The 26311-nt window shown below is 62.0% G+C and carries 29 protein-coding genes; 15 read left to right on the plus strand and 14 right to left on the minus strand.

What is annotated here, in order from left to right; genetic code table 11:
* Genes JKA62_RS17585 through lptM form a run of 4 tightly spaced genes read right to left on the minus strand, consistent with a single transcriptional unit; the run spans position 1 to position 3005 of the window.
* Positions 1–726 (minus strand): DUF484 family protein, encoded by a 726-nt coding sequence (locus JKA62_RS17585; RefSeq protein WP_007951894.1) that lies wholly within the window; start codon positions 724–726, stop codon positions 1–3.
* Positions 727–739: 13 nt separating this feature from the next.
* On the minus strand, positions 740–1570 hold the full coding sequence (dapF, locus tag JKA62_RS17590; RefSeq protein ID WP_011336523.1) for a diaminopimelate epimerase: 831 nt from the start codon (positions 1568–1570) through the stop codon (positions 740–742).
* Positions 1571–1574: 4 nt separating this feature from the next.
* Positions 1575–2822: a diaminopimelate decarboxylase gene (gene lysA / locus JKA62_RS17595; RefSeq protein ID WP_007951889.1), complete on the minus strand. Its 1248-nt coding sequence runs from the start codon at positions 2820–2822 to the stop codon at positions 1575–1577.
* 9 nt (positions 2823–2831) lie between these two features.
* Positions 2832–3005: an LPS translocon maturation chaperone LptM gene (gene lptM / locus JKA62_RS17600; protein ID WP_082934452.1), complete on the minus strand. Its 174-nt coding sequence runs from the start codon at positions 3003–3005 to the stop codon at positions 2832–2834.
* A gap of 239 nt (positions 3006–3244) precedes the next feature.
* Here lptM and cyaY point away from each other — a divergent pair, with 239 nt between their 5' ends.
* From cyaY to rnk, 3 genes are all read left to right on the plus strand, one after another.
* Positions 3245–3577 carry an iron donor protein CyaY gene (gene cyaY, locus JKA62_RS17605; RefSeq protein WP_007951887.1) on the plus strand — a complete coding sequence of 111 codons (333 nt, stop codon included), beginning with the start codon at positions 3245–3247 and terminating at the stop codon, positions 3575–3577.
* A gap of 4 nt (positions 3578–3581) precedes the next feature.
* Positions 3582–3806: a DUF1289 domain-containing protein gene (locus JKA62_RS17610; RefSeq protein WP_201818812.1), complete on the plus strand. Its 225-nt coding sequence runs from the start codon at positions 3582–3584 to the stop codon at positions 3804–3806.
* A 128-nt stretch (positions 3807–3934) separates the two neighbouring features.
* Positions 3935–4345, plus strand: a complete 411-nt coding sequence (gene rnk, locus JKA62_RS17615; protein WP_011336521.1) for a nucleoside diphosphate kinase regulator — start codon at positions 3935–3937, stop codon at positions 4343–4345.
* A 6-nt stretch (positions 4346–4351) separates the two neighbouring features.
* Here rnk and JKA62_RS17620 read toward each other — a convergent pair whose 3' ends face one another.
* The 3 genes from JKA62_RS17620 to JKA62_RS17630 all read right to left on the minus strand — a co-directional run bounded on the left by JKA62_RS17620 (position 4352) and on the right by JKA62_RS17630 (position 8111).
* Positions 4352–7195, minus strand: a complete 2844-nt coding sequence (locus tag JKA62_RS17620; RefSeq protein ID WP_201818814.1) for a class I adenylate cyclase — start codon at positions 7193–7195, stop codon at positions 4352–4354.
* A gap of 194 nt (positions 7196–7389) precedes the next feature.
* Complete coding sequence (locus JKA62_RS17625; RefSeq protein WP_127648051.1) at positions 7390–7635, minus strand: TIGR02647 family protein; 246 nt, start codon at positions 7633–7635, stop codon at positions 7390–7392.
* 191 nt (positions 7636–7826) lie between these two features.
* Positions 7827–8111, minus strand: coding sequence for a hypothetical protein (locus JKA62_RS17630; protein WP_027610447.1), 285 nt, complete (start codon positions 8109–8111; stop codon positions 7827–7829).
* A 123-nt stretch (positions 8112–8234) separates the two neighbouring features.
* Here JKA62_RS17630 and JKA62_RS17635 point away from each other — a divergent pair, with 123 nt between their 5' ends.
* Positions 8235–8894 carry a glutathione S-transferase family protein gene (locus tag JKA62_RS17635; protein WP_201818816.1) on the plus strand — a complete coding sequence of 220 codons (660 nt, stop codon included), beginning with the start codon at positions 8235–8237 and terminating at the stop codon, positions 8892–8894.
* A 55-nt stretch (positions 8895–8949) separates the two neighbouring features.
* Here the strand turns inward: JKA62_RS17635 and argH are convergent, their stop codons facing one another.
* Complete coding sequence (gene argH / locus JKA62_RS17640; protein WP_011336517.1) at positions 8950–10344, minus strand: argininosuccinate lyase; 1395 nt, start codon at positions 10342–10344, stop codon at positions 8950–8952.
* A 474-nt stretch (positions 10345–10818) separates the two neighbouring features.
* Here argH and JKA62_RS17650 point away from each other — a divergent pair, with 474 nt between their 5' ends.
* The 7 genes from JKA62_RS17650 to JKA62_RS17680 all read left to right on the plus strand — a co-directional run bounded on the left by JKA62_RS17650 (position 10819) and on the right by JKA62_RS17680 (position 17219).
* Complete coding sequence (locus tag JKA62_RS17650) at positions 10819–11565, plus strand: LytR/AlgR family response regulator transcription factor (protein ID WP_011336516.1); 747 nt, start codon at positions 10819–10821, stop codon at positions 11563–11565.
* A 138-nt stretch (positions 11566–11703) separates the two neighbouring features.
* The gene (gene hemC, locus JKA62_RS17655) at positions 11704–12645 is read left to right on the plus strand and encodes a hydroxymethylbilane synthase (protein WP_011336515.1); all 942 of its coding nucleotides are present in this window, start codon (positions 11704–11706) and stop codon (positions 12643–12645) included.
* Complete coding sequence (locus JKA62_RS17660; protein WP_201818818.1) at positions 12642–13409, plus strand: uroporphyrinogen-III synthase; 768 nt, start codon at positions 12642–12644, stop codon at positions 13407–13409. Before hemC ends, JKA62_RS17660 begins: the two co-directional genes overlap by 4 nt.
* A 16-nt stretch (positions 13410–13425) precedes the next feature.
* A complete protein-coding gene (locus JKA62_RS17665; RefSeq protein ID WP_201818820.1) occupies positions 13426–14568 on the plus strand; it encodes a uroporphyrinogen-III C-methyltransferase in 1143 nt (380 codons plus the stop codon).
* Positions 14565–15803 (plus strand): heme biosynthesis protein HemY, encoded by a 1239-nt coding sequence (locus JKA62_RS17670; RefSeq protein WP_011336512.1) that lies wholly within the window; start codon positions 14565–14567, stop codon positions 15801–15803. Before JKA62_RS17665 ends, JKA62_RS17670 begins: the two co-directional genes overlap by 4 nt.
* 220 nt (positions 15804–16023) lie before the next feature.
* The gene (locus JKA62_RS17675; RefSeq protein WP_011336511.1) at positions 16024–16575 is read left to right on the plus strand and encodes a disulfide bond formation protein B; all 552 of its coding nucleotides are present in this window, start codon (positions 16024–16026) and stop codon (positions 16573–16575) included.
* 185 nt (positions 16576–16760) lie between these two features.
* Positions 16761–17219 (plus strand): Rsd/AlgQ family anti-sigma factor, encoded by a 459-nt coding sequence (locus JKA62_RS17680; protein ID WP_041475458.1) that lies wholly within the window; start codon positions 16761–16763, stop codon positions 17217–17219.
* A 60-nt stretch (positions 17220–17279) separates the two neighbouring features.
* Here JKA62_RS17680 and JKA62_RS17685 read toward each other — a convergent pair whose 3' ends face one another.
* On the minus strand, positions 17280–17945 hold the full coding sequence (locus tag JKA62_RS17685) for an FKBP-type peptidyl-prolyl cis-trans isomerase (protein WP_011336509.1): 666 nt from the start codon (positions 17943–17945) through the stop codon (positions 17280–17282).
* A 192-nt stretch (positions 17946–18137) separates the two neighbouring features.
* On the opposite strand from JKA62_RS17685, the gene JKA62_RS17690 reads away from it, so the two are divergent.
* Positions 18138–19280: an AlgP family protein gene (locus tag JKA62_RS17690; protein ID WP_201818822.1), complete on the plus strand. Its 1143-nt coding sequence runs from the start codon at positions 18138–18140 to the stop codon at positions 19278–19280.
* Here the strand turns inward: JKA62_RS17690 and JKA62_RS17695 are convergent.
* Positions 19277–19738, minus strand: coding sequence for a TIGR02444 family protein (locus JKA62_RS17695; RefSeq protein ID WP_201818824.1), 462 nt, complete (start codon positions 19736–19738; stop codon positions 19277–19279). The genes JKA62_RS17690 and JKA62_RS17695 overlap by 4 nt on opposite strands.
* Positions 19739–19788: 50 nt before the next feature.
* Here JKA62_RS17695 and JKA62_RS17700 point away from each other — a divergent pair, with 50 nt between their 5' ends.
* The 3 genes from JKA62_RS17700 to JKA62_RS17710 all read left to right on the plus strand — a co-directional run bounded on the left by JKA62_RS17700 (position 19789) and on the right by JKA62_RS17710 (position 23027).
* Positions 19789–21699 (plus strand): ATP-binding cassette domain-containing protein, encoded by a 1911-nt coding sequence (locus tag JKA62_RS17700; protein ID WP_011336506.1) that lies wholly within the window; start codon positions 19789–19791, stop codon positions 21697–21699.
* Positions 21699–22280, plus strand: a complete 582-nt coding sequence (locus tag JKA62_RS17705; protein ID WP_011336505.1) for a mechanosensitive ion channel family protein — start codon at positions 21699–21701, stop codon at positions 22278–22280. Before JKA62_RS17700 ends, JKA62_RS17705 begins: the two co-directional genes overlap by 1 nt.
* A 114-nt stretch (positions 22281–22394) precedes the next feature.
* Positions 22395–23027 (plus strand): LysE family transporter, encoded by a 633-nt coding sequence (locus JKA62_RS17710; RefSeq protein WP_011336504.1) that lies wholly within the window; start codon positions 22395–22397, stop codon positions 23025–23027.
* Positions 23028–23087: 60 nt separating this feature from the next.
* Here JKA62_RS17710 and JKA62_RS17715 read toward each other — a convergent pair whose 3' ends face one another.
* Genes JKA62_RS17715 through JKA62_RS17730 form a run of 4 tightly spaced genes read right to left on the minus strand, consistent with a single transcriptional unit; the run spans position 23088 to position 26243 of the window.
* A complete protein-coding gene (locus tag JKA62_RS17715) occupies positions 23088–23831 on the minus strand; it encodes a penicillin-binding protein activator LpoB (protein WP_201818826.1) in 744 nt (247 codons plus the stop codon).
* A gap of 3 nt (positions 23832–23834) precedes the next feature.
* The gene (gene lpoB, locus JKA62_RS17720; RefSeq protein ID WP_007951848.1) at positions 23835–24422 is read right to left on the minus strand and encodes a penicillin-binding protein activator LpoB; all 588 of its coding nucleotides are present in this window, start codon (positions 24420–24422) and stop codon (positions 23835–23837) included.
* A gap of 36 nt (positions 24423–24458) precedes the next feature.
* The gene (locus JKA62_RS17725; RefSeq protein WP_064379914.1) at positions 24459–24833 is read right to left on the minus strand and encodes a YcfL family protein; all 375 of its coding nucleotides are present in this window, start codon (positions 24831–24833) and stop codon (positions 24459–24461) included.
* 15 nt (positions 24834–24848) lie between these two features.
* The gene (locus JKA62_RS17730) at positions 24849–26243 is read right to left on the minus strand and encodes a COG3014 family protein (RefSeq protein ID WP_011336501.1); all 1395 of its coding nucleotides are present in this window, start codon (positions 26241–26243) and stop codon (positions 24849–24851) included.
* Between the last annotated feature and the right edge of the window lie 68 nt (positions 26244–26311).

The following is a 26311-nucleotide window of genomic DNA, read 5'->3' on the forward strand; positions in this document are numbered from 1 at the left end:
TCAGCGTACCGAGCGCAGGGAGCTGTTGACCCGTGGCAGCACGCGACCCATGACTTCGGCGATGTAGCTGAGGAACAGCGTGCCGACCGAACTCTTGTAGTGCTGCGGGTCACGGCTGGCGATGGCCAGGATTCCGTGGATGCCCTGGTGGCTGACGGCGACCACGGCGGTGGAGCCGATCTGCTTGCGCTGCTCTTCGCCGAACAGGAAGTCCAGTTCATGTTCGCGCAGGCTGCCGCTGACGCTCTTGCCTTCAGTGAGCAATCCGCCGATGGCGGTTTGCGCGTCGGCGTGGGTCACCCAGCGGCCGACCGGGGCCGGGTTGTCGCCGAGCAGGATCAGGCTGACGAAGGGCACTTGGAAATCCTGGCGCAGGCTGTCTTCGACGCTGATCACCACGTCTTCCAGGGTGGCAGCGTCCATCAGTGCAAGGATCAGGCGACGGGTCTTGTCGAACAGGCGATCGTTGTCCCGGGCGACGTCCATCAAATGCGAGAGGCGATGACGCATCTCGATGTTGCGGTCGCGCAGGATGGCCATCTGGCGCTCGACCAGCGAGACGGTATCGCCGCGCTGATGTGGGATGCGCAGGGACGGCAACAGTTCTTCATGTTCGACGAAGAAGTCCGGATGAGCCTCCAGGTACGCGGCAACTGCTGCCGCCTCCAGGCTCTCGGACGCTGATTCACCGGACTGTCGGGCGGGTACCTGAGGCTTATCGGTCATGGCTTCTGCTCACTCAAAGACGCACTTGTCCTTCGTATACGCGCACTGCCGGGCCGGTCATCAACACCGGTTGGCCGGGGCCTGCCCACTCTATGGACAAACGCCCGCCCGGCAGGTCGATCAATAGTGGCGAATCCATCCACCCCTGACTGATCGCCGCTACAGCAGCAGCGCAGGCACCGGTGCCGCAGGCCTGGGTTTCCCCGGCGCCACGTTCCCACACGCGCAGTTGCGCGCGATGGCGGTCGATGACCTGGAGAAAACCGACGTTGACCCGCGCCGGGAAGCGCGGATGGTGTTCGATTTTCGGCCCCAGTTCATGCACCGGTGCAGTGTTGATATCGCTGACCCGCAGCACCGCATGGGGGTTGCCCATGGACACCGCCGCCAGATCGACCGGCGTACCGTCGACATCGACCTGATAACTCAGGGCCTGCTCCGGCGCCTGGAACGGGATGTCCGCCGGCACCAGGCGCGGGGCGCCCATGTTCACGCCGATCTGGCCGTCGTTACGCACGTCCAGCTCAATGATGCCGCCCTTGGTCTCGACGCGGATCTGCCGTTTGGCGGTCAGGCGTTTGTCGAGCACGAAGCGGGCGAAGCAGCGCGCACCGTTGCCGCACTGCTCCACTTCGGAACCGTCGGAGTTGAAGATCCGGTAACGGAAATCCACATCCGGGTTGCTCGGCGCCTCGACGATCAGCAACTGGTCGAAACCGATGCCGGTGTGCCGGTCGCCCCACATTTTCGCGTGCTTGGGCTGAATATGCGCGTGCTGACTGACCAGGTCGAGAACCATGAAGTCGTTGCCCAGGCCATGCATCTTGGTAAAACGCAGCAGCATGGGGTCACTCCGGCAGCAGGCTTTCGCCGGCAAACAGCTCGGCCACGGTTTCGCGGCGACGCACTTCAAAGGCCTGATCGCCATCCACCAGCACTTCGGCGGCGCGGCCGCGGGTGTTGTAGTTGGAGCTCATCACGAAACCGTAGGCACCGGCCGAATGCACGGCCAGCAGATCGCCTTCTTCCAGCGCCAGTTCGCGTTCCTTGGCGAGGAAGTCGCCGGTTTCGCAGATCGGGCCGACGACGTCGTAGGTACGCGCAGCGGTCTCGCGTGGCTTGACCGGGGTCACGTCCATCCAGGCCTGGTACAGCGCCGGGCGGATCAGGTCGTTCATGGCCGCGTCGACGATGGCGAAGTCTTTGTGTTCGGTGTGCTTGAGGTACTCGACCTGGGTCAGCAGCACGCCGGCGTTGGCGACGATGAAGCGGCCCGGTTCGAACACCAGCGCCAGATCACGGCCGACCAGTCGCTCGCGCACAGCCTTGATGTAATCGGCGGCCAATGGCGGCTCTTCATCGCGATAACGCACACCCAGGCCGCCACCGAGATCGATGTGGCGCAGGTGGATGCCGCAATCGCCGAGGCGATCGACCAGATCCAGCAGGCGGTCGAGGGCATCGAGGAACGGAGGCAGAGTGGTCAGTTGCGAACCGATGTGGCAGTCGACGCCGACCACTTCCAGGTTCGGCAGGTGCGCGGCACGCACGTACACGTCTTCGGCGTCGGCGATGGCGATGCCGAACTTGTTCTCTTTGAGACCGGTGGAAATGTACGGGTGGGTGCCGGCATCGACGTCCGGGTTCACGCGCAGCGAAATCGGCGCGCGAACGCCCAGCTCGGCGGCGACCACTTGCAGGCGCTCGAGCTCGTCAGTGGATTCGACGTTGAAGCAATGCACGCCGACTTCCAGCGCACGGCGCATGTCGTCACGGGTCTTGCCGACGCCGGAGAACACGATCTTGTCCGGGCTGCCACCGGCGGCCAGAACGCGTTCCAGCTCGCCACGGGAGACGATGTCGAAACCGGCGCCGATACGCGCCAGGACATTCAGGACGCCGAGGTTGGAGTTGGCCTTGACCGCAAAGCACACCAGGTGCGGCATGCCGGCCAGCGCATCGGCGTAGGCCAGGTACTGGGCCTCGATGTGCGCGCGGGAGTAAACGTAGGTGGGAGTGCCGAAGCGATCGGCGATGGCGGACAGCGCCACACCTTCCGCGAACAGTTCCCCGCCACGGTAGTTAAAAGCGTCCATGGCGATCCCTTAGTAAACGTCGTGCTTGTGTGCCTTGGAGGCAGGCTGCTTTTGCGAAGACTGGGCTTGCTCGGCCGGGTCCTGATCTTCATCGGGCAGGTACAGCGGGCCTTTCTGACCGCAGGCCGAAACGAGACAGGCAACCGCGACGAGCGCAGCAAGGGAAGAGATCAGGCGCTTCATGGCGAAATCCTTGAAAATGCGTTAATTGCGCCGGAGTATACCGGCCACCCGGCAGCTTGCCTATGCGACGGAACTCCCGTCCGGCGGGGCTCGGGCTGTGGCGCGGAAACTATTCCCGCGTGGCGGGTGGATATTTCGTCGCCGGGCAGGGCGCTTGGTCGTTATCCTTTGCAATCGGCTGGCAGCGTCCGTATCTTGCGGCGCTTGAGCCTGATCAGACATTTTTTGAGGTTGCCGCAATGAGTTTGTCCGAAGCCCGTTTCCACGATCTGGTCGATGAAACCCAGGAAAAACTGGAAGACATCTTCGACGACAGCGACCTGGACATCGACATGGAGAACTCGGCCGGTGTGCTGACCGTCAAGTTCGAGAACGGCACCCAGCTGATCTTCAGCCGTCAGGAACCGTTGCGTCAGCTGTGGCTGGCCGCGGTGTCCGGTGGTTTCCACTTCGACTACGACGAAGAAAGCGAACGCTGGATGTGCGACAAGAGCGAAGAGCAACTGGGCGAAATGCTCGAGCGCATCGTCAAGCAGCAGGCTGGCACCGAATTCGATTTCGAAGGCCTGTGATTTCGTGACTGATACTGCGCCCGTTCGTCCGCCGAAGCCGCTCTACAGCAACGTCAGCCCGGCCGTGCCCTCGCCGTGCACCGGCGTGTGCCGGTTGGATGAGCAGAAGATCTGCCTCGGTTGCATGCGTCATGTCGAAGACATCCGCGAGTGGCGCTCGGCCGATGACGCGCGCCGCCGGGTGATTTGTGCGCAGGCGGCTCAGCGCCGGCAGCTCGCCGGAGCGTAGCTTGTATATTTTTTGAGCTGTGATAGTGTCCGGAAACGCCTCAACCCATCGAGGCCTGGTGAGAACCCCGTCTTTTTTGGCGGGGTTTTGCTTTTTTTGTGTGCAGAAGAAAGGAGTCTGCCCGGATCATGACCGCACCTTCCATCACCCTTACCCGTCTGGACGTGCAACGTCTGGAGCGCCTGATCGACAGCCTGGATGACACGCTGCCGGGCGTGATCGCGCTGCAAACCGAACTGGACCGCGCCGATACCCTGGTCGGTCACGATGAAGTGCCTGCCGATGTCGTGACGATGAATTCCCGCGTGCACTGCCGTGAAGAGAGCAGTGGCAAGGACTACCACCTGACCCTGGTCTATCCGAAGCACGCCAATGCCGACGAAGGCAAAGTCTCGATCCTGGCTCCGGTCGGCAGTGCGCTGCTGGGCCTGAAAGTCGGTCAGCACATCGACTGGCCGGCTCCGGGTGGCAAGACCCTGAAACTGACTTTGCTCGAAGTCGAATCGCAGCCGTCCAACGGCGGTGATTTCCCGGAGTAACCCGCCTCAGACCTGCTCGAGCGCCTCGTTCAGAGAGCGTTCCAGGTCGGCTTTGTAACGCAGATACAGATTGCTCGAACTCTGCCCGTCACCGATCACACCCGACAGGTCCAGGTCGGTGATGTAGCAGCGGTAGCGCTCGGTTTCCCGGCGCTGTCCGACGATCTCCCGGGCGACCACGCTGAACAGCTGGTCGCCATGTTCCAGCTCGCTGAATTCCCGTTGATTGCAATACAGCGTGACCTGCACTTCGCCGGGCGCGGCTTTGCCGACGATCGCCTGCACGTCGTAGAACGGTTTGTTGACCGGCGTCTGTGGTGCCGGGCGCATTTCGACCCGTCGCGCGCGCCCCGGCCCTGATGGCAATAACTGGTAATACAAGATTTCAAGGCTGGCGGCATGACCCGAATCCATCGGCAGCAGCGCTTCGCGGCGGAACTGGATCGATTGCAGGAACCGCTGCAACGGCACCAGCAGGCTTTGCTCGTCGTGATAGGGCAAGTGCTGTTGCCACAGCGCATTGAACTCGTCGAGCACGTACAGCTCGGCGGTTTGTTCGGTGATCCGGTAGAACACCTGAATGCATTCAGGCTGGCCCATCGGCAGGATCAACGCCAGGTCGTGGTCTTCCAGCGCCATCGGATCCAGGTGCAGCGGGCTGTAGCGCGGCTGTTCCTCGCCAAGGTAATCGAGCAGTGCCGGCAGGGTGGCGAGGGCCACATGGCTGACCTGGCCCGGCACCAGTTCCAGCACGTGGTAATGCTGCTGCACCTGGATCAGGTAGCGGTGATTCAGGTCGCTGAGCAACAGGGTCTGCGCGGTGTCGACGATTTCTTCCACCCGGCGCGCAATGAATTGCGCGCGGTTGTGACAGAAACAGCGCACTCGCAGCGATGGTTGTTGCGACCCGCGCGGCAGGTTGTTGAGGTAATCGCGCAGGCAGTCCATCAGGGCATGCGGGCCATCGAAGCGGTTGACCAGCACTTCGTTCCAGCTGTTGAGCGTGACCTGATCCAGGGTCAACACCAGGTTCTCGCGCACACCGGCGTAGCTCAGCGAATCGGTACGCTCGGTGGTCATCAGGATGTTCAGGTCGCGGTGATGCTTGAGCGGATCGACCCCGACGTTCACCAGCATCAGCACTTCGCTCGGTACGGCAGCGCGCAGCAGCGGTTCTTCGGCAACGGTTGACAAGGGCAGGGCGATGCTCTGTTGCAGGCTGCCGAGCAGGTTGAACAGCTCGAACTCGCTCATATCGCTGGTGCCGGGGTGCAGCGCCAGTCGGGTGCTGCTGTCGATCACGCCGTTGCGGTGGCACCAGGTCAGCAGTTCCAGCAACTCGCGGCTGCGCTTGATCGGCGCGAAGTGTTCCCACTCCAGCGCCGTCAGGCTGCCGTTGTACAGGCCCCACTGGGTTTGGCCCGGTTCCTTTTTGTTCGGCGATTGCACCAGGGTCAGGGTGTCTTCGGCCAGATCCGGGGCGATGCCGGGGTTGATGAACTCGACCTTGTCGGCCTTGCGTTCGAACGCGGCATACAGCCGTCGTCCGAGAACGTTGAGGTCGCGCTTGTTGATCAGGCTGACAGTCTGTTCGGTGCGGGCGAACTGGGTCAGGAAGCGGTAGCTGTAGTTCAGCTCGTTGACCAGCGCCCGGCGCTCGGCGCTGACCTGGCGGACTTTCCACTGGCTGCGGCTGTCGAGCAGCGCCAGTTGCCGCTGATCCCAATGCCATTCGCTGGCCAGCCTTTCCAGCAGTGAGCGTTGCCAGCTCTGGGTGCGAGTGTTGCCGGTGAGCTTGCGGTTGATCTTGAGGTACAGCGCCCGGCGTACCAGCTCAAGCCGTTCCGGCTCGTTGCGCGCAGTGAGGTATTCCTCGATCCGGCGGTAGACCACCATGTACGGGTCGAGCTCGTCGAGGTCCAGCCGGTTGGCAAATACGGCCTGCTTGAAGCGCAGGCTCAGGCACTGCACCTGGGGATGTTCGCTGGCGTAGACCTCGGTCAGCAGCAGCTTGAGCACCGATTTGTAAGGCGATTCGATGCCCTTGAACAGTTGCCACAGCCCGGCGCCGACAAACTCGCCCGGCGGAATGTGCGCCATCGGCCCCAGGTCGAGGGTTTCATCGTTGCGGATGAAACGCTTGGAAATCAGGGTGTGGGTGTACGCATCGTAGGCGCGTTCTTCATAGACCGGCACCAGCCACCAGATCGGCGTGCGCCCGGCGAGCCAGATCGCGGTGCGGTAGAACTCGTCCAGCAGCAGGTAATGCTGGGTGGTGCCGCAATCTTCGGAGCTGAGCTGGGTGTCGCGTTCGCCTTTGACGAAGCGCACCGGGTCGATCAGGAAAAAGTGCGCCTCGGCCCCCTGGCTGGCGGCCCAGGTTTCGAGCAGCTGGCATTTCTTGCGCAGCTCGGCCAGATCACTGTCGCTAAGGTCGGGGGCGTGGCAGACCCACACATCCATGTCGCTCTGGTCGGCCTGGGCCAGCGTGCCGAGGCTGCCCATCAGGAACAGCCCGTGAATCGGCCGTGGCGGGTTGCTGCCGTGACGCGGCTTATAGGAGAACGAGCGCGTCAGGCGCTGAGCTTCGGCCAGCACATCGGCGTCGGGTTCGTAATTCGACAGCCCGGCCGGCGTACTGCCCGAGACATAACCGGGCAACAGCGGATGATTGACGTGGAAAAACAGTGGCAGCAGCGTGAGCACGCTTTGCTGGCGCGTCGACAGACCTTCCAGCGCCCGGTTCAGGCGGCCTTCATTGAGTTTCAGAAAACGCGCGCGTAGCTGGCTGAGTACCTTGCGGTCGATGCCTTCGTCCAGGTCGGGGCGGATTTCATGGGTGCGGGTCATGTCGGCTCAAACCGGCGCGCAGGGCTCGGAGGCAAGGGGTCTCGGGTGTCCGGGAGTTTAGCGCCTGAGCGGCAGGAGTTTTAAGCTGAATTTGTTTTTTGACGTCAGATTTCTATCGCGCGGCGATGGGGGACGTTCATGGCTGGCCCGCGGAAATCCCGTGGCAGGGGTTTCCGTGGGCAAAGTCGGGAGGATCAGGCGGTTTGCTGCTCTCTGAGAATCGTCAGTACGGTTTGCACGTTTTGTGCGGCATCGCGACCGAGGCTGGTCAGGTAACCGCCATCAGGCTGGTCTGTCAGTTCTTTTTCGAACAGGCGTTGTGCGGCGGCAATGTGCTTCGGGGCAGCGGTCTGATGAATTTTCAGACCTTCCTGGGAACTGTCCAGGTTGAAGAGTGCGAGGACTTCCAGTTCGGCAACCAACTCAGGGGTAAGCGACATAAGGACTCCAGACTTTCTAGGAATTGGACGACAGCGCCCCTAAGGTGAACCTGCCGGCGCGGCCTGTCCAGTGCGCGTGTCAGGGTTTTTGTCCCGGGGTGGATTCCAGTGTAGTCAGGGGGTGGCGGAAGGCCGCAGAGATGGGTGACAAATTGTGTGGGAGCAGGCCTGCTCCCACGGGGCAGGGCCGTTTACTGCTTTTCCGGTGGCAGTTCCGGCAGCGCGCGCAGCGCGGTTTCGTACCACTCGGTATTGAACGCGCGGTCTTCGTCGAGCATCGCGTCGATTTCGTAGGCCAGCACGTGGGCCATCAGATTCAGGATGTCGTCACGCTCGTAGCCGACCAGCGTCAGCTTGTTGAAGGTTGCCTTGGCCGCTGGCGGGTTGTCACTTTCGATCTGGTTCTCGATCGCTTCGATCAGCGTCGATTCGGTGAACTCTTCTTCATCATTGTCGATGTCAGTCGGCTCGCTCATGGCAGGCTCCTCAAGGAAAGGCGCCAGTTTACCCGCATTCAGCGGCGTGATGCTGCTGGCGCGAATCCCCGGTGCAATCTATAAACAGGCACTGCCCACCCCGCACGGCCTGGAGGCTATGTGATGTTCAAGCTCTATGGATTCTCCGTCAGCAACTACTACAACATGGTCAAACTGGCGTTGCTGGAAAAAGGCCTGCCGTTCGAAGAGGTCACGTTCTACCCGACGCCTACGCCTGAATCTCTGGCCATCAGTCCGCGCGGCAAGGTCCCGGTGCTGGGGGCCGAAGGCGGCTACATCAATGAAACGATGGTGATGCTCGAATACCTCGAAAGCAGCCAGAAGGGTGTCCCGCTGCTGCCGACCGAGCCGTTTGCCCGCGCTCAGGTAATGGCGGTGGCCAAGGAGATCGAACTGTATATCGAGCTGCCGGCCCGTGCCTGTTACGGCGAAGCGTTTTTCGGCACGGCGCTGCCGGAGGCGATCAAGGAGAAAACCAAGGCTGAATTACTGCTGGGCTTTGCGGCGTTGGGACGTCACGGCAAGTTCGCCCCGTATGTGGCGGGCGACCGCCTGAGCATTGCGGATTTGTACTTTCTCTACAGCGTGCCGCTGGCGGCTGCGGTGGGGCACAAACTGTTCGGTCTGGATCTGCTGGCGGACATGCCGAAGGCCAAGGCGCTGCTGGAGCGGCTTGAGCGGAATCCTCATGTGCAGAAGATTGCAGCGGACAAGGATGCGGCGATGCCGGCGTTTTTGGCGATGATCGCCGCCAAAAAGTAGAAAACCTTGAGCAAGTTCGCGGGCAAGTCGAAAACTCGACTTGCCCGCGATGCTTTTAGCGGCTGGCGATCAACGCCTGACCACGAACCACGGCAGCCTTGACCTGCGCCGGCGCAGTGCCGCCGATGTGGTCACGGGCATTTACCGAACCTTCCAGGGTCAGCACTGCAAACACGTCCTGCTCGATCTGGTCGCTGAACTGACGCAGTTCTTCCAGGCTCATTTCCGCCAGATCCTTGCCGGTGTCGACGCCGTACTTCACGGCATGACCGACGATCTCGTGGCAATCACGGAACGGCAGGCCACGGCGTACCAGGTAGTCGGCCAGGTCGGTGGCGGTGGAGAAACCGCGCAGTGCCGCTTCACGCATGATCGCGTGCTTTGGCTTGATCGCCGGGATCATGTCGGCAAAAGCCCGCAGCGAGTCGCGCAGGGTATCGGCGGCGTCGAACAACGGTTCCTTGTCTTCCTGATTGTCCTTGTTGTAGGCCAGTGGCTGGCCTTTCATCAGGGTCAACAGGCCCATCAGGGCGCCGAACACACGGCCGGTCTTGCCACGTACCAGCTCTGGCACGTCGGGGTTTTTCTTTTGCGGCATGATCGAGCTGCCGGTGCAGAAACGGTCTGGCAGATCGATGAACTGGAATTGCGCGCTGGTCCACAGCACCAGCTCTTCGGAGAAGCGCGACAGGTGCATCATCGCGATGCTCGCGGCCGAGCAGAATTCGATGGCGAAGTCACGGTCGGACACGTTGTCCAGCGAGTTGCCGCCGACGGCGTCGAAGCCCAGCAGTTGTGCGGTGTATTCGCGGTCGATCGGGTAAGTGGTGCCGGCCAGTGCGGCGCTGCCCAGCGGCATGCGGTTGGTGCGCTTGCGGCAGTCGACCAGACGCTCGTAGTCGCGGCTGAGCATTTCGAACCAGGCCAGCATGTGGTGCCCGAAGGTCACCGGCTGAGCGGTCTGCAGGTGAGTAAAGCCCGGCATGATGCTGGCGGCTTCACGCTCGGCCTGCTCCAGCAGGCCTTTTTGCAGGCGGGTGATTTCGCTCAGGATCAGGTCGATTTCGTCACGCAGCCACAGGCGGATGTCGGTGGCGACCTGGTCGTTGCGGCTACGGCCGGTGTGCAGCTTCTTGCCGGTGACGCCGATGCGGTCGGTCAGGCGTGCTTCGATGTTCATGTGCACGTCTTCGAGGTCGACGCGCCAGTCAAACTGGCCGGCCTCGATTTCGCCCTGGATGGTCTTCAGGCCATCGATGATGCTGTCGCGCTCGGCATCCGTCAGCACGCCGACCTTGGCCAGCATGGTGGCGTGGGCGATCGAGCCCATGATGTCGTGGCGATACAGGCGCTGGTCGAAAGTGACGGAGGCGGTGAAGCGGGCGACGAAGGCGTCGACGGGTTCACTGAAGCGGCCGCCCCAGGACTGATTGGTCTTGTCAGTGCTCATGAATTCGCTCGTATCGGCTTGAAGAAAGAAGGCGTGAAACGCTGGCGCGGATAATAACAGGGTTGCCAATCCTGTCGCTGACACTGGTCGATACGTTTTTTTCTCATCTCCTCCTCCATAGTCGCCGGTGTCGCGGGAGGATTTGCGCAAGGATATTTTCCGATTGAGCAATATCGGTCCGACGAGCGTCTACAGTAGGACATAGGGGTCGACGTGGCGGCGGATCGCGCAAAGGTCCGGCCACCGACTATAAGAAGAGAGAGGGGTGGGTGTATTGGCCATTGGCATACCCTGCGTAAAACGCAGTCGGCGACGGGCTTCAGGCGGTACGTTGCAGGTGTCGGCAAATATTGCCAGCCGACGTACGGCACTTTTTGGCGCTCGCGCTAGTCTTAGCGTGGATCGCGGTGACGGACGTCACTCCACTTGTCTACGCTATCCTTGTGCGAGACTCACGCAGGAATCCAGCGCAATATGAATGTCCTGATCGTTGATGACGAACCACTGGCCCGCGAGCGACTCAGCCGAATGGTGAGCGAGCTCGAGGGCTACACAGTCCTGGAGCCCAGCGCCACCAATGGCGAAGAGGCGTTGGCACTGATCGACAGCCACAAGCCGGATATCGTACTGCTCGATATCCGCATGCCGGGCCTCGATGGCCTGCAGGTGGCTGCCCGTCTGTGCGAACGCGAAACCCCGCCGGCCGTGGTGTTTTGCGCAGGTCCCGATGAATTTGCCGTGGAAGCCCTGCAGGCCAGCGCCGTGGGCTATGTGGTGAAACCCGTGCGAACCGAACATCTGCATGACGCCCTGAAACGGGCTGAACGTCCCAACCGGGCCCAGCTCTCGGCCCTGACCCGTCCTGCCGCCGAAAGCGGTAACGGCCCGCGCAGCCACATCAGCGCCCGCACCCGCAAAGGCATCGAACTGATTCCGCTGGATCAGGTGGTGTACTTCATTGCCGACCACAAATACGTGACATTGCGCCACGAAGCTGGCGAAGTCCTTCTGGATGAGCCGCTCAAGGCGCTGGAAGACGAATTCGGCGAGCGCTTCGTGCGGATCCACCGCAACGCGCTGGTCGCCCGCGACCGCATCGAGCGTCTGCAACGTACACCGCTGGGCCACTTCCAGTTGTTCCTCAAGGGCCTCAACGGTGACGCGCTGATCGTCAGCCGCCGGCATGTGGCGGGCGTGCGCAAAATGATGCAGGGGCTTTAGTCCGCAGGCTCCGGGCGGTTCTTCGTTCTTTTCACCAGGCATTGCAGGCCAGGGAGGCCACGCCGTTTCTGATTCAGGTCAAAGTGGATTTGGCTGAGCTGTTATTATCCGCCGTATCTATTCAGTACGGATTGATCCATGTCCTCTCGCGAAATCCGCATCGCCACCCGCAAAAGTGCTCTGGCCCTCTGGCAGGCCGAATACGTCAAAGCCCGTCTGGAAGCAGCCCACCCGGGCCTGCTGGTGACGCTGGTGCCCATGGTCAGTCGCGGCGACAAGCTGCTTGATTCGCCCCTGTCGAAAATCGGTGGCAAGGGCCTGTTCGTCAAGGAACTGGAAACCGCGCTGCTGGAAAACGAAGCCGACATTGCCGTGCACTCGATGAAAGACGTGCCGATGGATTTTCCCGAAGGCCTTGGTCTGTTTTGCATCTGCGAGCGCGAAGATCCGCGTGACGCGTTTGTCTCCAATACGTATTCCAGCCTCGATGCGTTGCCAGCCGGCAGCATCGTCGGCACGTCCAGCCTGCGCCGTCAGGCGCAGTTGCTGACGCGCCGTCCTGATCTCGAGATCCGTTTCCTGCGCGGCAACGTCAACACCCGTCTGGCCAAGCTCGACGCCGGCGAGTACGACGCGATCATCCTCGCGGCAGCGGGCCTGATCCGCCTCGGTTTCGAAGATCGCATCACCTCGGCCATCAGCGTCGACGACAGTCTGCCGGCCGGTGGCCAGGGCGCCGTCGGTATCGAATGCCGCAGCGCCGACACTGAAATCCATGCCTTGCTTGCGCCCCTGCATCATGCCGACACCGCTGACCGTGTCACGGCCGAGCGTGCCCTCAACAAACACCTGAATGGCGGCTGCCAAGTGCCGATCGCCTGCTACGCCGTGCTCGAAGGCGATCAGTTGTGGCTGCGCGGGCTGGTGGGCGAGCCGAGCGGCGGCAAGCTGCTCAACGCACAAGCCCGTGCACCGCGTGCGGCAGCCGAGACGCTGGGCGTGCAGGTGGCCGAAGACCTGCTCAGCCAAGGCGCCGACGATATTCTCAAGGCAGTCTACGGCGAGGCAGGTCACGAGTGACCGCCTGGCGCCTGCTGCTGACGCGCCCGGCGGAGGACTGTTCGGCGCTCGCCGCCGTGCTGGCCGAACAAGGGTTTTTCAGCAGCTGTCTGCCGCTTTTGGAAATCGCCCCTCTGCCGGTCTCTGACACAATGCGCCGCACGATCATGCAACTGCCGCGCTACAGCGCGGTGATCGTGGTCAGCAAGCCAGCGGCGCGGATCGCGGTGGATCTGCTCGACGCTCTGCGGCTGGCGACGCCGACGATGCCGTGGTTCAGCGTGGGCGCGGCGACCGCCGCTATCCTTCGGGATCGGGGGCTGGATGTGAGCTTCCCGGACGCGGGCGACGACAGCGAAGCCTTGCTGCAATTGCCGCGTCTGCTTGAGGCGGTGGCCATGCCCGGTTCACAGGTATTGATCCTGCGCGGGGAGGGCGGACGCGAGCTGCTGGCCGAGCGCCTGCGCACGCTTGGTGCTAGTGTCGAATACTTGGAGTTGTACCGTCGCGACCTGCCGGACTATCCGCCGCAGGAGCTGCCCCGCAGGATTGCAGCGGAACGCCTGAACGGGCTGGTGGTCAGCAGTGGACAGGGTTTCGAGCACCTGCGCCAACTGGCCGGCGACAGCTGGCCTGCACTGGCGCAGTTGCCGTTGTTTGTTCCAAGCCCAAGGGTTGCCGAGCAGGCAAGTGCCGCCGGGGCCCGAACAGTTGTGGATTGTCGCGGCGCCAGTGCTGCGGCCTTGCTGACGGCGTTACGGGAGCATCCCGTGCCCGTTCTCTAATGCAAAGGATGGATACGTGAGCGAAACAGCCTTGCCTAAAGATGACGTTCAACCTGTGATCGATACACCGGTTGATGCACCGCCACCGGCCGCGGAACCGCGCCGAGGCAACGGATTGGCCATTCTCGCGCTGCTGCTCGGCGCCGCCGGTGTTGCGGTGGGTGGCTGGGGTGTCTGGCAGGTGCGACATCTGCAGGCCAACACGCAAAATCAATTGAGTCAGGTTCAGGCATTGAGCGATCAGGCCCAGACCCTGAAGCTCAACGAGCAACGACTGACCGAGCGCCTCGGGCAATTGCCTGGCGCCGATGAGCTTGCTGATCGCCAGCGTCTGGTGTCGCAACTTCAGGGCGATCAGCAGCGCCTCAATCAACGCCTGGAAACCGTCCTCGGCGCCAGCCGCAAGGACTGGCGCCTGGCCGAGGCCGAGCACTTGCTGCGTCTGGCCAGCCTGCGTCTTTCCGCCCTGCAGGACATCAGCAGCGCCCAGGCGCTGGTCCAGGGTGCCGACGAAATCCTGCGCGAGCAGAACGATCCCGGCTCGTTCGCCGCCCGCGAGCAAGTGGCGAAAACTCTTGTAGCGCTGCGCAGTACCGAGCAGCCGGATCGCACCGGGCTGTTCCTGCGCCTGGGCGCCTTGCGCGATCAGGTCGTCGGTCTCACCGAGCTGGCGCCGGAGTACAAGGATCGCGGCGATTCGCTGTTGGGCCTGACTTCCGATGGCGACGGTGCCAGTCGTTGGGCGCAGTGGTGGGATCAGATCTCGCGCTATATCCGCATCGATTTCAACGCCGACAAAAACGTTCGGCCGCTGCTCGCCGGCCAGAGCCTGAGCCAGGTGCGTCTGGCCCTGAGCCTTGCGCTCGAGCAGGCGCAATGGGCCGCGCTCAACGGTCAGGCGCCGGTGTACACCCAGGCCCTGGCCGAAGCGCGTGACGTCCTCGCGGGCAACTTCAACCCGGACAACCCGCAGAGCAAAATCATGCTCGAACAGGTCGCGGAACTGAGCAAGCAACCGGTTACCGTCAACACACCGGATCTCACCGGAACCTTGAGCACGGTGCAGGCCTATCTGGAGCGCCGTAACGTCAACGCCGAAGACTCGGTGAAACCCTTCGCCAAACCGGCCGCAAGTACCGCGCAGGAGGCGACACCATGAAGCGCCTGTATGTGATCGTGTTTCTGGTGATCGCGGCAACGGCGGCGCTGGGTCTGGCGATTGCCGAGCATTCCGGTTACGTGCTGGTCGCCTACAAAAGCTTTCGTTATGAATCGAGCCTGTGGGCAACCCTGGCAGTGGTGGCGGTGCTGTGGCTGCTGGTCTGGGGTATCAAGGCGCTGGTCGAACTGGTGCTGACCTCCGGCGGCGTGGTCAATCCATGGTCGCGTCGCAACCGCAGCCGTCGCGTGCAGGTGGCGATCGAGCACGGTCAGCTCGACCTGGCCGAAGGTCGCTGGGCCAGTGCCCAGCGTCACCTTTACCGGGCCGCCGAAGCCGAGCGTCAACCGTTGCTGTATTACCTGGGTGCCGCCCGCGCCGCCAACGAACAAGGCAACTACGAGGAAAGCGATCGCCTGCTGGAGCGCGCGCTCGAGCGTCAGCCGCAGGCCGAACTGGCGATCGCCCTCAGCCATGCGCAGTTGCAGACCGATCGTGGCGATACCGATGGTGCGCTGGTCACATTGCAGGCGATGCACGAGCGCCATCCGCACAATGTCCAGACCTTGCGTCAGTTGCAGCGCCTGCATCAGCAGCGCGGTGACTGGTCGTCAGTGATCCGGCTGTTGCCGGAGCTGCGCAAGGACAAAGTTCTGCCACCGGCCGAACTGACCGAACTCGAGCGTCGTGCCTGGGGAGAAAACCTCTCCCTGGCGGCGCATCGCGAAGAGGATGGTGCGGTGGGTTTGCAGTCGCTGAACCGGGCCTGGCAGCAACTGACGTCTGCCCAGCGTCAGGAGCCTGCGCTGGTGCTGGCATACGCCGAGCAACTGCGTCAGCTGGGCGCTCAGGTCGAGGCGGAAGAAGTTTTGCGCACGGCGCTCAAGCGCAAGTACGACAGCCATCTGGCGCGCCTCTATGGTCTGGTACGTGGCAGTGACCCGGCGCGGCAGTTGCAGACGGCGGAAGGCTGGCTCAAGGATCATCCGGGCGATGCCAGCCTGCTGCTGACGCTGGGACGTCTGTGCCTGCAAGCCAGTCTTTGGGGCAAGGCGCGGGATTACCTGGAAAGCAGCCTGCGCGTGCAGCGCAATCCGGAAGCGTGCGCGGAACTGGCTCGTCTTCTGGCACGGCTTGGCGACACTGACCGTAGCAACATGTTGTTCCAGGAGGGCCTCGGTCTGCTGGACGAGCGCTTGCTCGCAGCACCGCTGCCGGTGGCGGCTCGCGCGTGATCGGGATGGAGGAGCTTGCTCCTCCGTTTCTTCCCGAGTGATTGAATAACCTTCGGAAAACCACCTCCGGAACAAAGTCCTACAGCGGACTTCGCAGAATCCTCTCGTCTCTGTCGGGATTTCCCTACACCTCTGGTGAAGTGTCGCCATTACCCTGTCTTGAAAGCCCGAGGCCCTTTCCTCTACCGTAACTGCCTGTCTTTATTGTTACGGATAAGCCATGTCGTTGGCCTGCTCACGCTCCCTGTTCTTTATGGCTTTCACTGCGGGGATTCTAGCCCTGGGAGCTTCCTATTACCTCGAATACGCGGTTGGTCTGGTGCCCTGCAGTCTGTGCCTGGTCCAGCGCCTGTTCATGAGCGTTCTCACCTTGTGTTGTGGTTTGGCTGCGGTCCATGGTCCGCAGCGTGTCGGCCTGTCGCTGTATTGGATGGTGACGTTGCTGAGCAGTCTCGGCGGCACGACGGCGGCGTGGCGGCAGGTGTTATTTCAAAGCGATTCACTGCAGGAACTGGCGCACTGTGCGCCCAATCCAGAAGAAATGTTCAGCAGTCTGCCGTGGTTATGCGCGCTGATGCGGATGTTCAACGACACTGCCGATTGCGCGGAATTGTCCTGGACGCTGTTCGATCTGAGCATTCCGGAGTGGAGTCTGCTGTTTTTCGTGGGGATGTCGATCCTCGCCGTTTACCAGTTATTGCGACAGGTCTGGATGGCTTTGCAGCGACCACTCAGCGGCCAACCGTCGCACCCGGCGCTGGTCAGGGATTAAACACTTGTATGAACTTTCTCTCCTGCGTACCTTGAAGCCATAGGCGTGCGGGCATAATCTGGCCCGCACGTGTCATTGGAATTGTGTTGCTCGATGACGCTCTGCCCGGCCTCCTCTCAAAGCAATATTCACAAGAAGAGGCGCGGGTGTAGAGCAGCATGACCCACAAGGGAAGAGAGATCGCCATGCTCGAAAGTTGTCAGAATGCTCAGGAACGTTGGGGTGGAGTTCATCTGCTGATCGACCGCTGGCTGCAGGAGCGTGAGGAATTGATCGCTGCCTATGACAGGCTGGGCGCCAAACCTCAGGCACTGTCCGAGGATCGAAAGCCCTTGCAGGAATTCTGCGGCGTGCTGGTCGATTACGTCTCGGCCGGGCACTTCGAGATCTACGAACAGCTGACGGGCGAGGCCAAGGCCTTCAACGACAAGCGCGGCCTGGAACTGGCCGAGACGATCTATCCACGGATCGATGTCATTACTGAAAAGCTGCTCGCGTTCAACGACCTTTGCGATGAAGGCAAATGCGTTGCCGAGAAGTTCAAGGAGTTGGGCGGTCTGCTCCACGAACGCTTCGAACTGGAAGACTGCCTGATCGAAGTGTTGCATACCGCACACAAGGAAGAGGATTCGGTTCAGGCCTGAATCGAACCTCGCAAGACACAAAAACGGTGCGCCCCAGGCGCACCGTTTTTTATTGGGCGATCAACTGGTCGCGCCGCGCAATTCCACTTCGAACACCAACGGTGTGAACGGCGCGATCAAGTCACCGGCACCGTCGGCGCCATAAGCCTGATCCGATGGAATCACCAGTCGCCACTTCGCGCCGACCGGCATGTTCTGCAGCGCGGTGCGCCATCCGGCGATCACGCTGTCGAGATTGAACCACTGCGGCTGACTGTTCTGATCGAACACGGTGCCGTCAGGCAGTCGACCGATGTACAGCACCTGCACTTTTCCATCCGGGCCGGCCTTCGTGCCATTTCCCGGTGTCAGCTCGGTCAACAGGATGCCGTCGGCCAGCTCCTTTACACCCGGCTTGGCTTTTTCGGCGGTGAGAAACCGTCGCTCGTTTTCCATCGCGGCTTCAGTCGAAGGCATGGCTGCCTGCTCGGCTGTCTGCGATTCGTGATCGGCGAGGATCTGCTCGATACGTGCTTCGCTCAATGCCAGCGGCTTACCTTGATAAGCCTGTTGCAGACCTTCGATCAGTGCCTGGATCTGTAGCTGCGGCACTTCCTGACGCAGTCGTTCACCGAGGCTGGCACCGAGGCTGTAAGCCAGATCATGGGCATCGTTCGCGGTGGTTTTTTCGTCGGCCTGAGCCATGGAGAAAATCATGCAGAGGGATAAAAAAAGGTAGCGCGACATGGGCACTCTCCGTCCTGAATTGCGGAGGATTATGCCAGCGCGAACGTCTGCAACGGTGAACTGCTTTTGCCAAGGTGCAGAAGTTTTTCGCAAGCCTGCAACCGAGTGCTTTCGATACTGTCAACATGCCCTAGCGGCGGTAGCAGCAGAGGTCTAGTATGAGCCGCACTCACGTCAGCCAGGAGGTAAACCATGTCGGCCACCAAGAAGCCTGTAAACACTCCGTTGCATTTACTCCAACAACTCTCGGGCAGCCTGCTCGAGCATCTGGAAAACGCTTGCTCCCAAGCCTTGGCTGATGCTGAAAAACTGCTCGCCAAACTGGAAAAGCAACGCGGCAAGGCGCAAGAAAAACTGCACAAATCCCGCACCAAATTGCAGGACGCAGCAGCAGCCGGTAAAGCCAAGGCGCAGACCAAGGCCAAGGCTGCCGTGAAGGAACTCGAAGATCTGCTCGATGCGCTGAAGGAGCGTCAGTCCGATACTCGCAGCTACATTCTGCAACTCAAGCGCGATGCCCAGGAAAGCCTGAAACTGGCCCAGGGTGTCGGTCGTGTTCAAGAAGCTGTCGGCAAGGCGTTGTCCCTGCGTTCGGCTAAACCTGCAGCGGTGCCTGCGAAAAAAGCGGCCGCCAGACCTGCTGCAAAAGCACCGGCCAAAGCGTCAGTGAAAGCCGCTGCAAAACCAGCCGCGAAGAAACCCGCAGCCAGCGCTGCCAAACCTGCGGCTAAAACCACAGCGGCCAAACCGGCTGCTGCAAAACCAGCCGCCAAACCTGCGGCGAAAACCGCTGCTGCGAAAGCGGCTCCGGCAAGAACTGCCGCTGCAAAACCAGCTGCCAAGCCAGCCACCAAAGTGGCCGCTAAACCGGCAGCAAAACCAGCCGTTAAAGCGGCTGCTAAACCAGCTGCCAAAACTGCTGCTGCCAAGCCTGCGGCGAAAAACGCTGCCAAGCCGGTTGCTGCCAAACCAGCAGCCAAAGCGGCGGCGAAACCAGCGGCCAAGCCTGCGGTAAAAGCTGCGGCCAAACCTGCTGCTGCAGCGAAGCCTGCAACGACCGCAGCCAAGCCAGCGACCGCTGCCAAACCGGCCGCCAAGCCAGCCGCGAAACCTGCGGTGAAAAAACCTGCCGCTGCCAAGCCGGCTGCCGCCAAGCCAGCAGCAAAACCAGCTGCAGCAAAACCGGCCACTGCGCCTGCTGCCAAACCTGCCGCACCGGCAACCCCGGCTCCGACCGCAGCACCGGCATCCGCCGCCCCTACCTCGACCACCGCAACCACGCCATCGTCGGCGCCGGTGTCGAGCGTCGCCAGCAACCCGTCCAGCGCTTCCTAAGCGCCGGTCGCCGCGACGCGCCGCCCCCGCCGCGCGGCGCGGTTCAGGTTGGCCGCAGGGCCGGCCAGTACTTCCAGCCAGTCACTCGATTCTTTCGAATGACGCTTCCAGCCTTGCGCGGCGCCTTCCAGTCGTGACAGCAGAGCGCGCTCCGCCTCCAGCTCCAATCCCTTGATCTGCTCGCGCATCCCCTTGAGCACCGGATCGGTGTCGGCCAGGGTTTTCCACTGCATGCGCAATGCACGCAACGGTTGGACCACTTCCCGGTCCCAGGGCTCTGTCAGTTCCAGAAGCTGCCGCGCACGCGCCTCGTCACAAGTCGCATCGCGTTGTTCCAGCCATAAACCGCACAGCATCAGGCACACGTTGGCCCCCGCCGATTGCAGGCGCAGGCAGGCATCCTCCACGCCGGGACGGGCGTAGACGGCAAGGGCAAAGCTCCACAGGTCAGAGGACATCGTGCTACTCGCGCCAGTTGCGGGGGAAGCTGGTAGACTCCGCCGCCATTATGATCCGACTTCAGAACCTGACTTTACAGCGTGGCCCGCAACGTCTGCTAGAAGACGCCGAGCTGACCCTGCACGCCGGCCACAAAGCCGGCCTCATCGGTGCCAACGGCGCCGGCAAATCCAGCCTGTTCGCCTTGCTCCGCGGTGAGTTGCACCCGGACTCGGGCGACTGCCTGCTGCCGGCCGACTGGCGTATCGCCCACATGCGCCAGGAGGTCGACACACTCGAGCGTCTGGCGGTCGACTATGTGCTCGACGGCGACCTGCGCCTGCGCGAAGTGCAGCGTGAGCTCGCGGCAGCCGAAGAGGCCCACGACGGCACCGCGCTGGCCCGTCTGCACGCCGAACTCGACAGCGCCGACGGCTACACCGCCGATGCGCGTGCACGCAAGTTGCTCGCCGGCCTCGGATTCACCAACGAGCAGATGGATCGTCAGGTAGGAGATTTCTCCGGTGGCTGGCGGATGCGTCTGAACCTTGCGCAGGCTTTGATGTGCCCATCAGACCTGTTGCTGCTCGACGAACCGACCAACCACCTGGATCTCGACGCCATCATCTGGCTCGAAGAGTGGCTGAAAAGTTACCCCGGCACCTTGCTGCTGATTTCTCACGACCGGGACTTCCTCGATGAAGTGGTCGATCACGTGGCCCACGTCGATCAGCGCAAGCTGACGCTCTACCGTGGCGGCTACACCGCGTTCGAACGCGCCCGTGCCGAGCGTCTGGCCCAGCAGCAACAGGCCTACGAGAAGCAACAGGCGCAGCGTGCGCACATGGAAAGCTACATCGCCCGGTTCAAGGCCCAGGCGACCAAGGCCCGTCAGGCCCAGAGCCGGATCAAGGCGCTGGAGCGCATGGAAGAGCTGTCGGCTGCCCACGTCGACTCGCCGTTCGATTTCGTGTTCCGCGAGTCGACCAAGATCTCCAGCCCGCTGATCGATCTGTCCGATGCACGTCTGGGTTATGGCGAGAAAACCGTGCTGGAGAAGGTCAAGCTGCAACTGACCCCCGGCGCGCGGATCGGCTTGCTCGGCCCCAACGGCGCGGGTAAATCGACCCTGATCAAGAACCTTGCCGGCGAGCTGTCACCGCTGGCCGGGCGCCTGACTCGCGGTGAGAACACCGTGGTCGGTTACTTCGCTCAGCATCAACTCGACTCGCTGGATTCCAAGGCCAGCCCGTTGCTGCACTTGCAGCGTCTGGCGCCGACCGAGCGCGAGCAGACCCTGCGCGATTTCCTTGGTGGTTTCGACTTCCGTGGCGCACGGATCGACGAACCGGTGCTGAATTTCTCCGGTGGCGAAAAGGCCCGTCTGGCCCTGGCGCTGATCGCCTGGGAACGGCCGAACCTGCTGCTGCTCGACGAACCGACCAACCACCTCGACCTGGAAATGCGCCTGGCGCTGACCATGGCGTTGCAGGAATTCAGCGGCGCGGTGTTGGTGGTTTCCCACGATCGGCATCTGCTCAAGAGCACCACCGACAACTTCTTCCTGGTCGCGGACAGCAAGGTCGAGGAGTTCGATGGCGACCTTGAGGACTACGCCCGTTGGCTGGTCGAGTACCGTCAGCGCAACGCCCCGGTCAGCAACACACCGGTCAACCCGGACAAGACCGACAAGAAGGCCCAGCGTCAAGCCGCCGCTGCGTTGCGTCAGCAACTGGCGCCGCACAAGCGCGAAGCCGACAAGCTCGAAGCCGAGCTCGGCAAGCTGCACGAGAAGCTGGCGAAGGTCGATGCCAGCCTTGGCGACAGCGACCTCTACGAGCCGGCGCGCAAGAACGAATTGCGTGACTTGCTGGCCGAACAGGCCAAGCTGAAAGTCCGCGAAGGCGAACTTGAAGAAGCGTGGATGCAAGCCCTGGAAACCCTGGAAAGCATGCAGGCGGAGCTGGAGGCGTTGTCCTGATGGAAGCCTTCAAACTTCCATTGCCGGCGATGTGGGTCGAGCCGATCTGGCTCGGCGTGCAGATTCTGCTGATCCTGTTGGCCGGCTACTTCGCCCAGCGAGTCGTCGCCCGATTCCTGACTCGCCTGGGCGAGAAGTATCCGTTCCCGCCGCAGTTGCTGATGCCGCTGCGCGGTGGTCTGCGCTGGCTGATCATGGGCAGTGCGCTGATCTTCGTGCTGGAACGACTCGGGGTGTCGGCCACGGTGCTGTGGACCGCGTTGTCGGGTTTCGTCGCAGTGGCGGCGGTGGCGTTCTTCGCCATGTGGAGTGTGCTGTCGAACCTGCTCTGCGCGATTCTGATCTTCACCGTCGGCCCGTTCCGTCTTGGCGATGTGGTCGAACTGGTCGACACCACCGACAAGCCCGGCGTCAAAGGCCGCGTGGTGGCGATCAATCTGCTCTACACCACCTTGATCGAAGCTGAAGAGCTCGGCACCGGCAGCGCCATGGTGCAAGTACCCAACAGCCTGTTCTTCCAGCGTTCGGTGCGACGCTGGCGCGGCACGGATGTCTTCCCTTCCAGCGGTTTCGAAAAGTGACCGGGCGCCGGCCACGTTGGTCGGCGGCCACAACATCCGACAAAAAAACGGTAGTCATCCAGTCCAATCCGCATTAGTTTTGAGGATTGTCACGAGTCCGAGTCGAGGTGTGCGATGGAGCTTCAAACATGGCTGGCGTTTTTTGCCGCCTGCTGGGTGATCAGTCTTTCTCCGGGTGCCGGCGCCATTGCGTCGATGTCCAGCGGCCTGCAATACGGTTTCTGGCGTGGTTACTGGAACGCCCTGGGCCTGCAGATCGGCCTGGCCGTGCAGATTGCCATCGTCGGCGCCGGTGTCGGCGCGATCCTCACCGCTTCCGCCACAGCGTTTCACGCGATCAAATGGTTTGGTGTCGCCTATCTGGTTTATCTCGCGATCAAGCAATGGCGCGCACAGCCGATGGACATGAGTGACGACGCGGCGGTCCGGCCGATCGGCAAACCGCTGGCTCTGGTGTTCCGTGGCTTTCTGGTGAATATCAGCAACCCCAAGGCGCTGGTGTTCATGCTGGCGGTGCTGCCGCAGTTCATCAATCCGCATGCGCCGTTATTTATCCAGTACGTGGTGATCGGTGTGACCATGATCGCGGTCGATCTGATCGTCATGGCCGGCTACACCGGTCTGGCGTCGAAGGTGCTGCGTCTGCTGCGCACACCGACCCAGCAAAGACGTATGAACCGCACCTTTGCCGGGCTGTTCATCGGCGCGGCGGCGTTCATGGCGACGTTGCGCAAAGCGGCCGCATAAAGCGTACAGGCACAAAAAAGGCGACCTTTTCAGGTCGCCTTTTTCGTTTCCGGCGGTTGATCAGCGCAGGATTACCGGCGCGGTATCTCGCGGCAGATTGTTGCGTTGCTGCGGCTCACGCGGCTGCTCGTAGCTTCCACCGCCCAGCTGCATGCTCAGCTGTCCGGCCACGTCTTCGCCCAGCGCCTTCGACACGTCACGCACCACCCGCGGGCGGTTGAGCGAGATCTTGATGTCGCGGTGGTTCACCAGTTTGGTGTCCTGCGCTTCACCCATCGCCGTGAAGGCCGAAGTGATTTCGAAGGTCTTGGTGTTGATCAGGCTGAAATCGGCCACCAGCGTCAGGCCCAGTACGGCGGAATAGCTGTCGGTGTTCGCCAGCTCATTCACGTCCTGGGTGAAGTCGATGTCCGACACCGTGCCGAACAACACGTAGTCGGCACCCTTGAAGTTGCCGGCCTTGATCCGCTTGATCACGTCGTAGACGTCACCCTTGGACGACGCGGTGTACGGCGTGCCCTGCACCAGCTGGAACATGCCGGTGCGCAGGATTTCACCCTTGATGTCGCCGGTGAACTTACGCAGCTCGGTCTGTTCGATGTAGCTGGTGGTGGCTTCGAGCTCGTTATAGCTCGAAGACCCACTGGCGCTGTAATAACCCTCGCGGTAATTGCTCTGGGCCGAAACGATGTGGATGTATTGCTCCACACGTTCCTGGTACGCCAGATCCGTCACCGCGACTTTCGGGGCCGCTTGCACGCTGAACGCGCAAGCCAGGGCCAACATGCCAATCCATGTGCGCATCGATTAACGCTCCGTGGTTTTGCGGATCTCTTTCTCGTCCATCCACTCGGCCAGACCGCTTTCAACGTCGATCAGTTGCAGGCTGAATTTGTAGAAGACGTCCTTGTAGTCGCTGCTGCGCTTGACGATCGAGCTGATCGAACCTTCAAGACGGTATTTGGCGGCGATCATGTTGCCAGTCTTGGCCACGGTGCTCTTCTTGTACAGGCCGCTCTGGTTTTGCAGCTTGAGCTGGTCGACCTGGCTCTGCATCGCGGTGTTGTCGCTGGCGAAGCGGGCGGTGCCGGACTTCATCAGCTGGGTCTTGATGCTGGTGGTGATTTCGCGAGTGTCGATGTATTCGCTGGTCTTGTTCTTGACGTCGTAAACCTGGACCACAGGGCGACCCTGCAGAATGCCGGACTGGGCCAGAGAACGGGTCATCGACTCGGCGATCATCTGCAGGTCGGTCGAACCGAACTCGTTGGTTACGGTTTCAACGGCCTTGGTGTCGCCGTAGCTGATGTTCTTGCTGCCCAGGGTCGGCGAAGTGTTGGCGCAACCGCTGGCCAGCAGGGCGAGGACGGCGATGAAGGAAAAGCGTGCAAACATGGGAATGCTCTCTGAATCGGGAATAGGGTGTCGGGCTTACGGCGTTTTGAGTTCCAGACGGAAATCCACGGCTTTCGGCGTCGGGGCAATGCCCTGGATGAAGCTGGTCTGGGCGCCGTACATCATCTGGCTTTTCCAGACTTCTTCTTCGGCGATCGGGAAACCTTCCGCGCCGAGCCAGGCGAAGCGGTAGTAGAACGTCTTGTTGCTGTTGAGGGTGTTGCTCAACTGCACGTTGACGGTCATGAAGCCGTTTTCGCGAGCCACGCGCATCGCGCCGACCACGATGTGTTTCTGCGGGCCCATGGCCACGACCTTGCTCGCGGCACTGCCCGGCTCCGGTGGTGGCGGTGTGGCGCAACCGCTCGCCAGCAGGGCGAGGGCGGCGACGGCGATGAGTTTGAAGCGCATGCAAAGACTCCGTTCTTAAGGTTGTTTGAGGCTGGCCACGGCGGTGGCGCCAGCGCTCGGGGTGACGTGGGCGGCGATGCCGGCAGCGAACACCTGATTGCCGACGGCGCGCAAGGTGATCACCTGATAACGCTGGTCGACGGTGATCTTGACCTGAGAGCCACCGACGGCGCTCGGCAGAGTGACTTGGTGCTCACCTTTCTTCAAGCGCAGACGGACCACTTGTGTGGTGTCCGGCAGGGTACGCCACGTACGGGTATCGGCACCTTCGAGCACAGCTGAAGAAATACCCACCGCCAGACCCGCCAGCGGGTTGGTTTCGTTGATCTTCTTCTGCGCCACACCTTTGGTGATCGCGCGCACGGTGGTGCGCAGGATGATCCCCGGCATGTCATCGCGCAGGGCGCGACGGGACATGGCGGTGGTGCTGTTCAGTGCGGTCAGGTCGACCTGTTGGCCATCGACGCCGATCTGCGCGAACGTCGCGGTGGAGGTGTCAGGCTTGATGATCGGGAACGACAGCGGAGTAATCACTACGTTGTTGGAGATTGGCAGCGGCAACGGCACGCGGATCGAATCGCGGGCCGGCGCCAGACCGCTTTGCACCACGATCAGAATGTCGCTGTCGTCGCTCTTGACCGGCTTGTCGAGATTGACCAGCGCCTGCTCCAGCAGCGGGGTGTTCGGGCGCAACTCGGCAGCCTTGCGGTAGCCCGGCGCAGCGAGGTCTTTCTCGCCCAGGGCTTCATAGACGAAACCGGCCAGGTAATGGCTGAACGCACTCTGGTAGCTGTTCTTCAGGCCGACCACTTCCGGCGCGTCGAGGCTGGCGACCGGGTAGCCCTGCAAGTCCTTGTATTCGGTCTTGATGCCTTCTTTCTCGGCTTCCTCTTCGCTCTTGAGGTATTCCTTGTCGCGCAGGTCGGCGATCACCGCTTCGCGTTCATGAGTCTTCTTGATCGCGGTGCGGGCGCCGTCGAAATCGTTGACCGCCAGCAGGTTCAGGGCCATCTGCGTGGTCAGCATGACTTTTTCGTAGTCGTAGCCTTCGTAGCGGCGCACCTTGTCGTTGACCAGGAAACTGCCGAACTGGGCCAGGTACTTGTCGGTGTCGAGCTTGACCGAGTCTTCCCACTTGCCCACCACCTGGTCGGCGCTGGTCCAGGCATTCTGGCTGCCGGACAGATCGCCCTTGGCGCGCAGCAGTTCACCCTTCTCGAAGTAATAGAGCAGGTCCTTGTCCGGGCCGGTGTTGTTCTTTTCCAGCAGGGTCAGGGCGGCGTCGACGTTGCCGGTAGCCAGTTGCTGGTTGGTCTGGGCCAGTTCGGAATCGTAGTTGCGAAACGCCGAACAGCCGGACAGCAGGGTGACAGCGCTGAGCGCGATCAGAGTGGGAGCGCGGAATGCCATGGGGGTACTTCTTCCATGAGTAGCGACAGCCTCGGGTGCGGGTCGGGCTGCTGGGACCGATCGGCAGT

It is taken from the genome of Pseudomonas sp. B7 (genome assembly GCF_016735645.1).
Classification (GTDB): domain Bacteria; phylum Pseudomonadota; class Gammaproteobacteria; order Pseudomonadales; family Pseudomonadaceae; genus Aquipseudomonas; species Aquipseudomonas glycinae.

What these genes read in the sequence shown, in the direction of transcription:
- JKA62_RS17690 (WP_201818822.1), top strand. Translation starts at nt 18,138, where the DNA reads ATGTCGGCCACCAAGAAGCCTGTAAACACTCCGTTGCATTTACTCCAA.
- JKA62_RS17630 (WP_027610447.1), bottom strand. Translation starts at nt 8,111, where the DNA reads ATGAGCGAGCCGACTGACATCGACAATGATGAAGAAGAGTTCACCGAA.
- JKA62_RS17705 (WP_011336505.1), top strand. Translation starts at nt 21,699, where the DNA reads ATGGAAGCCTTCAAACTTCCATTGCCGGCGATGTGGGTCGAGCCGATC.
- lysA (WP_007951889.1), bottom strand. Translation starts at nt 2,822, where the DNA reads ATGGACGCTTTTAACTACCGTGGCGGGGAACTGTTCGCGGAAGGTGTG.
- JKA62_RS17675 (WP_011336511.1), top strand. Translation starts at nt 16,024, where the DNA reads ATGTCGTTGGCCTGCTCACGCTCCCTGTTCTTTATGGCTTTCACTGCG.
- JKA62_RS17695 (WP_201818824.1), bottom strand. Translation starts at nt 19,738, where the DNA reads ATGTCCTCTGACCTGTGGAGCTTTGCCCTTGCCGTCTACGCCCGTCCC.
- argH (WP_011336517.1), bottom strand. Translation starts at nt 10,344, where the DNA reads ATGAGCACTGACAAGACCAATCAGTCCTGGGGCGGCCGCTTCAGTGAA.
- JKA62_RS17620 (WP_201818814.1), bottom strand. Translation starts at nt 7,195, where the DNA reads ATGACCCGCACCCATGAAATCCGCCCCGACCTGGACGAAGGCATCGAC.
- JKA62_RS17710 (WP_011336504.1), top strand. Translation starts at nt 22,395, where the DNA reads ATGGAGCTTCAAACATGGCTGGCGTTTTTTGCCGCCTGCTGGGTGATC.
- JKA62_RS17730 (WP_011336501.1), bottom strand. Translation starts at nt 26,243, where the DNA reads ATGGCATTCCGCGCTCCCACTCTGATCGCGCTCAGCGCTGTCACCCTG.
- JKA62_RS17585 (WP_007951894.1), bottom strand. Translation starts at nt 726, where the DNA reads ATGACCGATAAGCCTCAGGTACCCGCCCGACAGTCCGGTGAATCAGCG.
- dapF (WP_011336523.1), bottom strand. Translation starts at nt 1,570, where the DNA reads ATGCTGCTGCGTTTTACCAAGATGCATGGCCTGGGCAACGACTTCATG.
- JKA62_RS17685 (WP_011336509.1), bottom strand. Translation starts at nt 17,945, where the DNA reads ATGTCGCGCTACCTTTTTTTATCCCTCTGCATGATTTTCTCCATGGCT.
- cyaY (WP_007951887.1), top strand. Translation starts at nt 3,245, where the DNA reads ATGAGTTTGTCCGAAGCCCGTTTCCACGATCTGGTCGATGAAACCCAG.
- JKA62_RS17725 (WP_064379914.1), bottom strand. Translation starts at nt 24,833, where the DNA reads ATGCGCTTCAAACTCATCGCCGTCGCCGCCCTCGCCCTGCTGGCGAGC.
- JKA62_RS17670 (WP_011336512.1), top strand. Translation starts at nt 14,565, where the DNA reads ATGAAGCGCCTGTATGTGATCGTGTTTCTGGTGATCGCGGCAACGGCG.
- hemC (WP_011336515.1), top strand. Translation starts at nt 11,704, where the DNA reads ATGTCCTCTCGCGAAATCCGCATCGCCACCCGCAAAAGTGCTCTGGCC.
- JKA62_RS17680 (WP_041475458.1), top strand. Translation starts at nt 16,761, where the DNA reads ATGCTCGAAAGTTGTCAGAATGCTCAGGAACGTTGGGGTGGAGTTCAT.
- JKA62_RS17625 (WP_127648051.1), bottom strand. Translation starts at nt 7,635, where the DNA reads ATGTCGCTTACCCCTGAGTTGGTTGCCGAACTGGAAGTCCTCGCACTC.
- JKA62_RS17700 (WP_011336506.1), top strand. Translation starts at nt 19,789, where the DNA reads ATGATCCGACTTCAGAACCTGACTTTACAGCGTGGCCCGCAACGTCTG.
- lptM (WP_082934452.1), bottom strand. Translation starts at nt 3,005, where the DNA reads ATGAAGCGCCTGATCTCTTCCCTTGCTGCGCTCGTCGCGGTTGCCTGT.
- lpoB (WP_007951848.1), bottom strand. Translation starts at nt 24,422, where the DNA reads ATGTTTGCACGCTTTTCCTTCATCGCCGTCCTCGCCCTGCTGGCCAGC.
- JKA62_RS17715 (WP_201818826.1), bottom strand. Translation starts at nt 23,831, where the DNA reads ATGCGCACATGGATTGGCATGTTGGCCCTGGCTTGCGCGTTCAGCGTG.
- JKA62_RS17635 (WP_201818816.1), top strand. Translation starts at nt 8,235, where the DNA reads ATGTTCAAGCTCTATGGATTCTCCGTCAGCAACTACTACAACATGGTC.
- JKA62_RS17650 (WP_011336516.1), top strand. Translation starts at nt 10,819, where the DNA reads ATGAATGTCCTGATCGTTGATGACGAACCACTGGCCCGCGAGCGACTC.
- rnk (WP_011336521.1), top strand. Translation starts at nt 3,935, where the DNA reads ATGACCGCACCTTCCATCACCCTTACCCGTCTGGACGTGCAACGTCTG.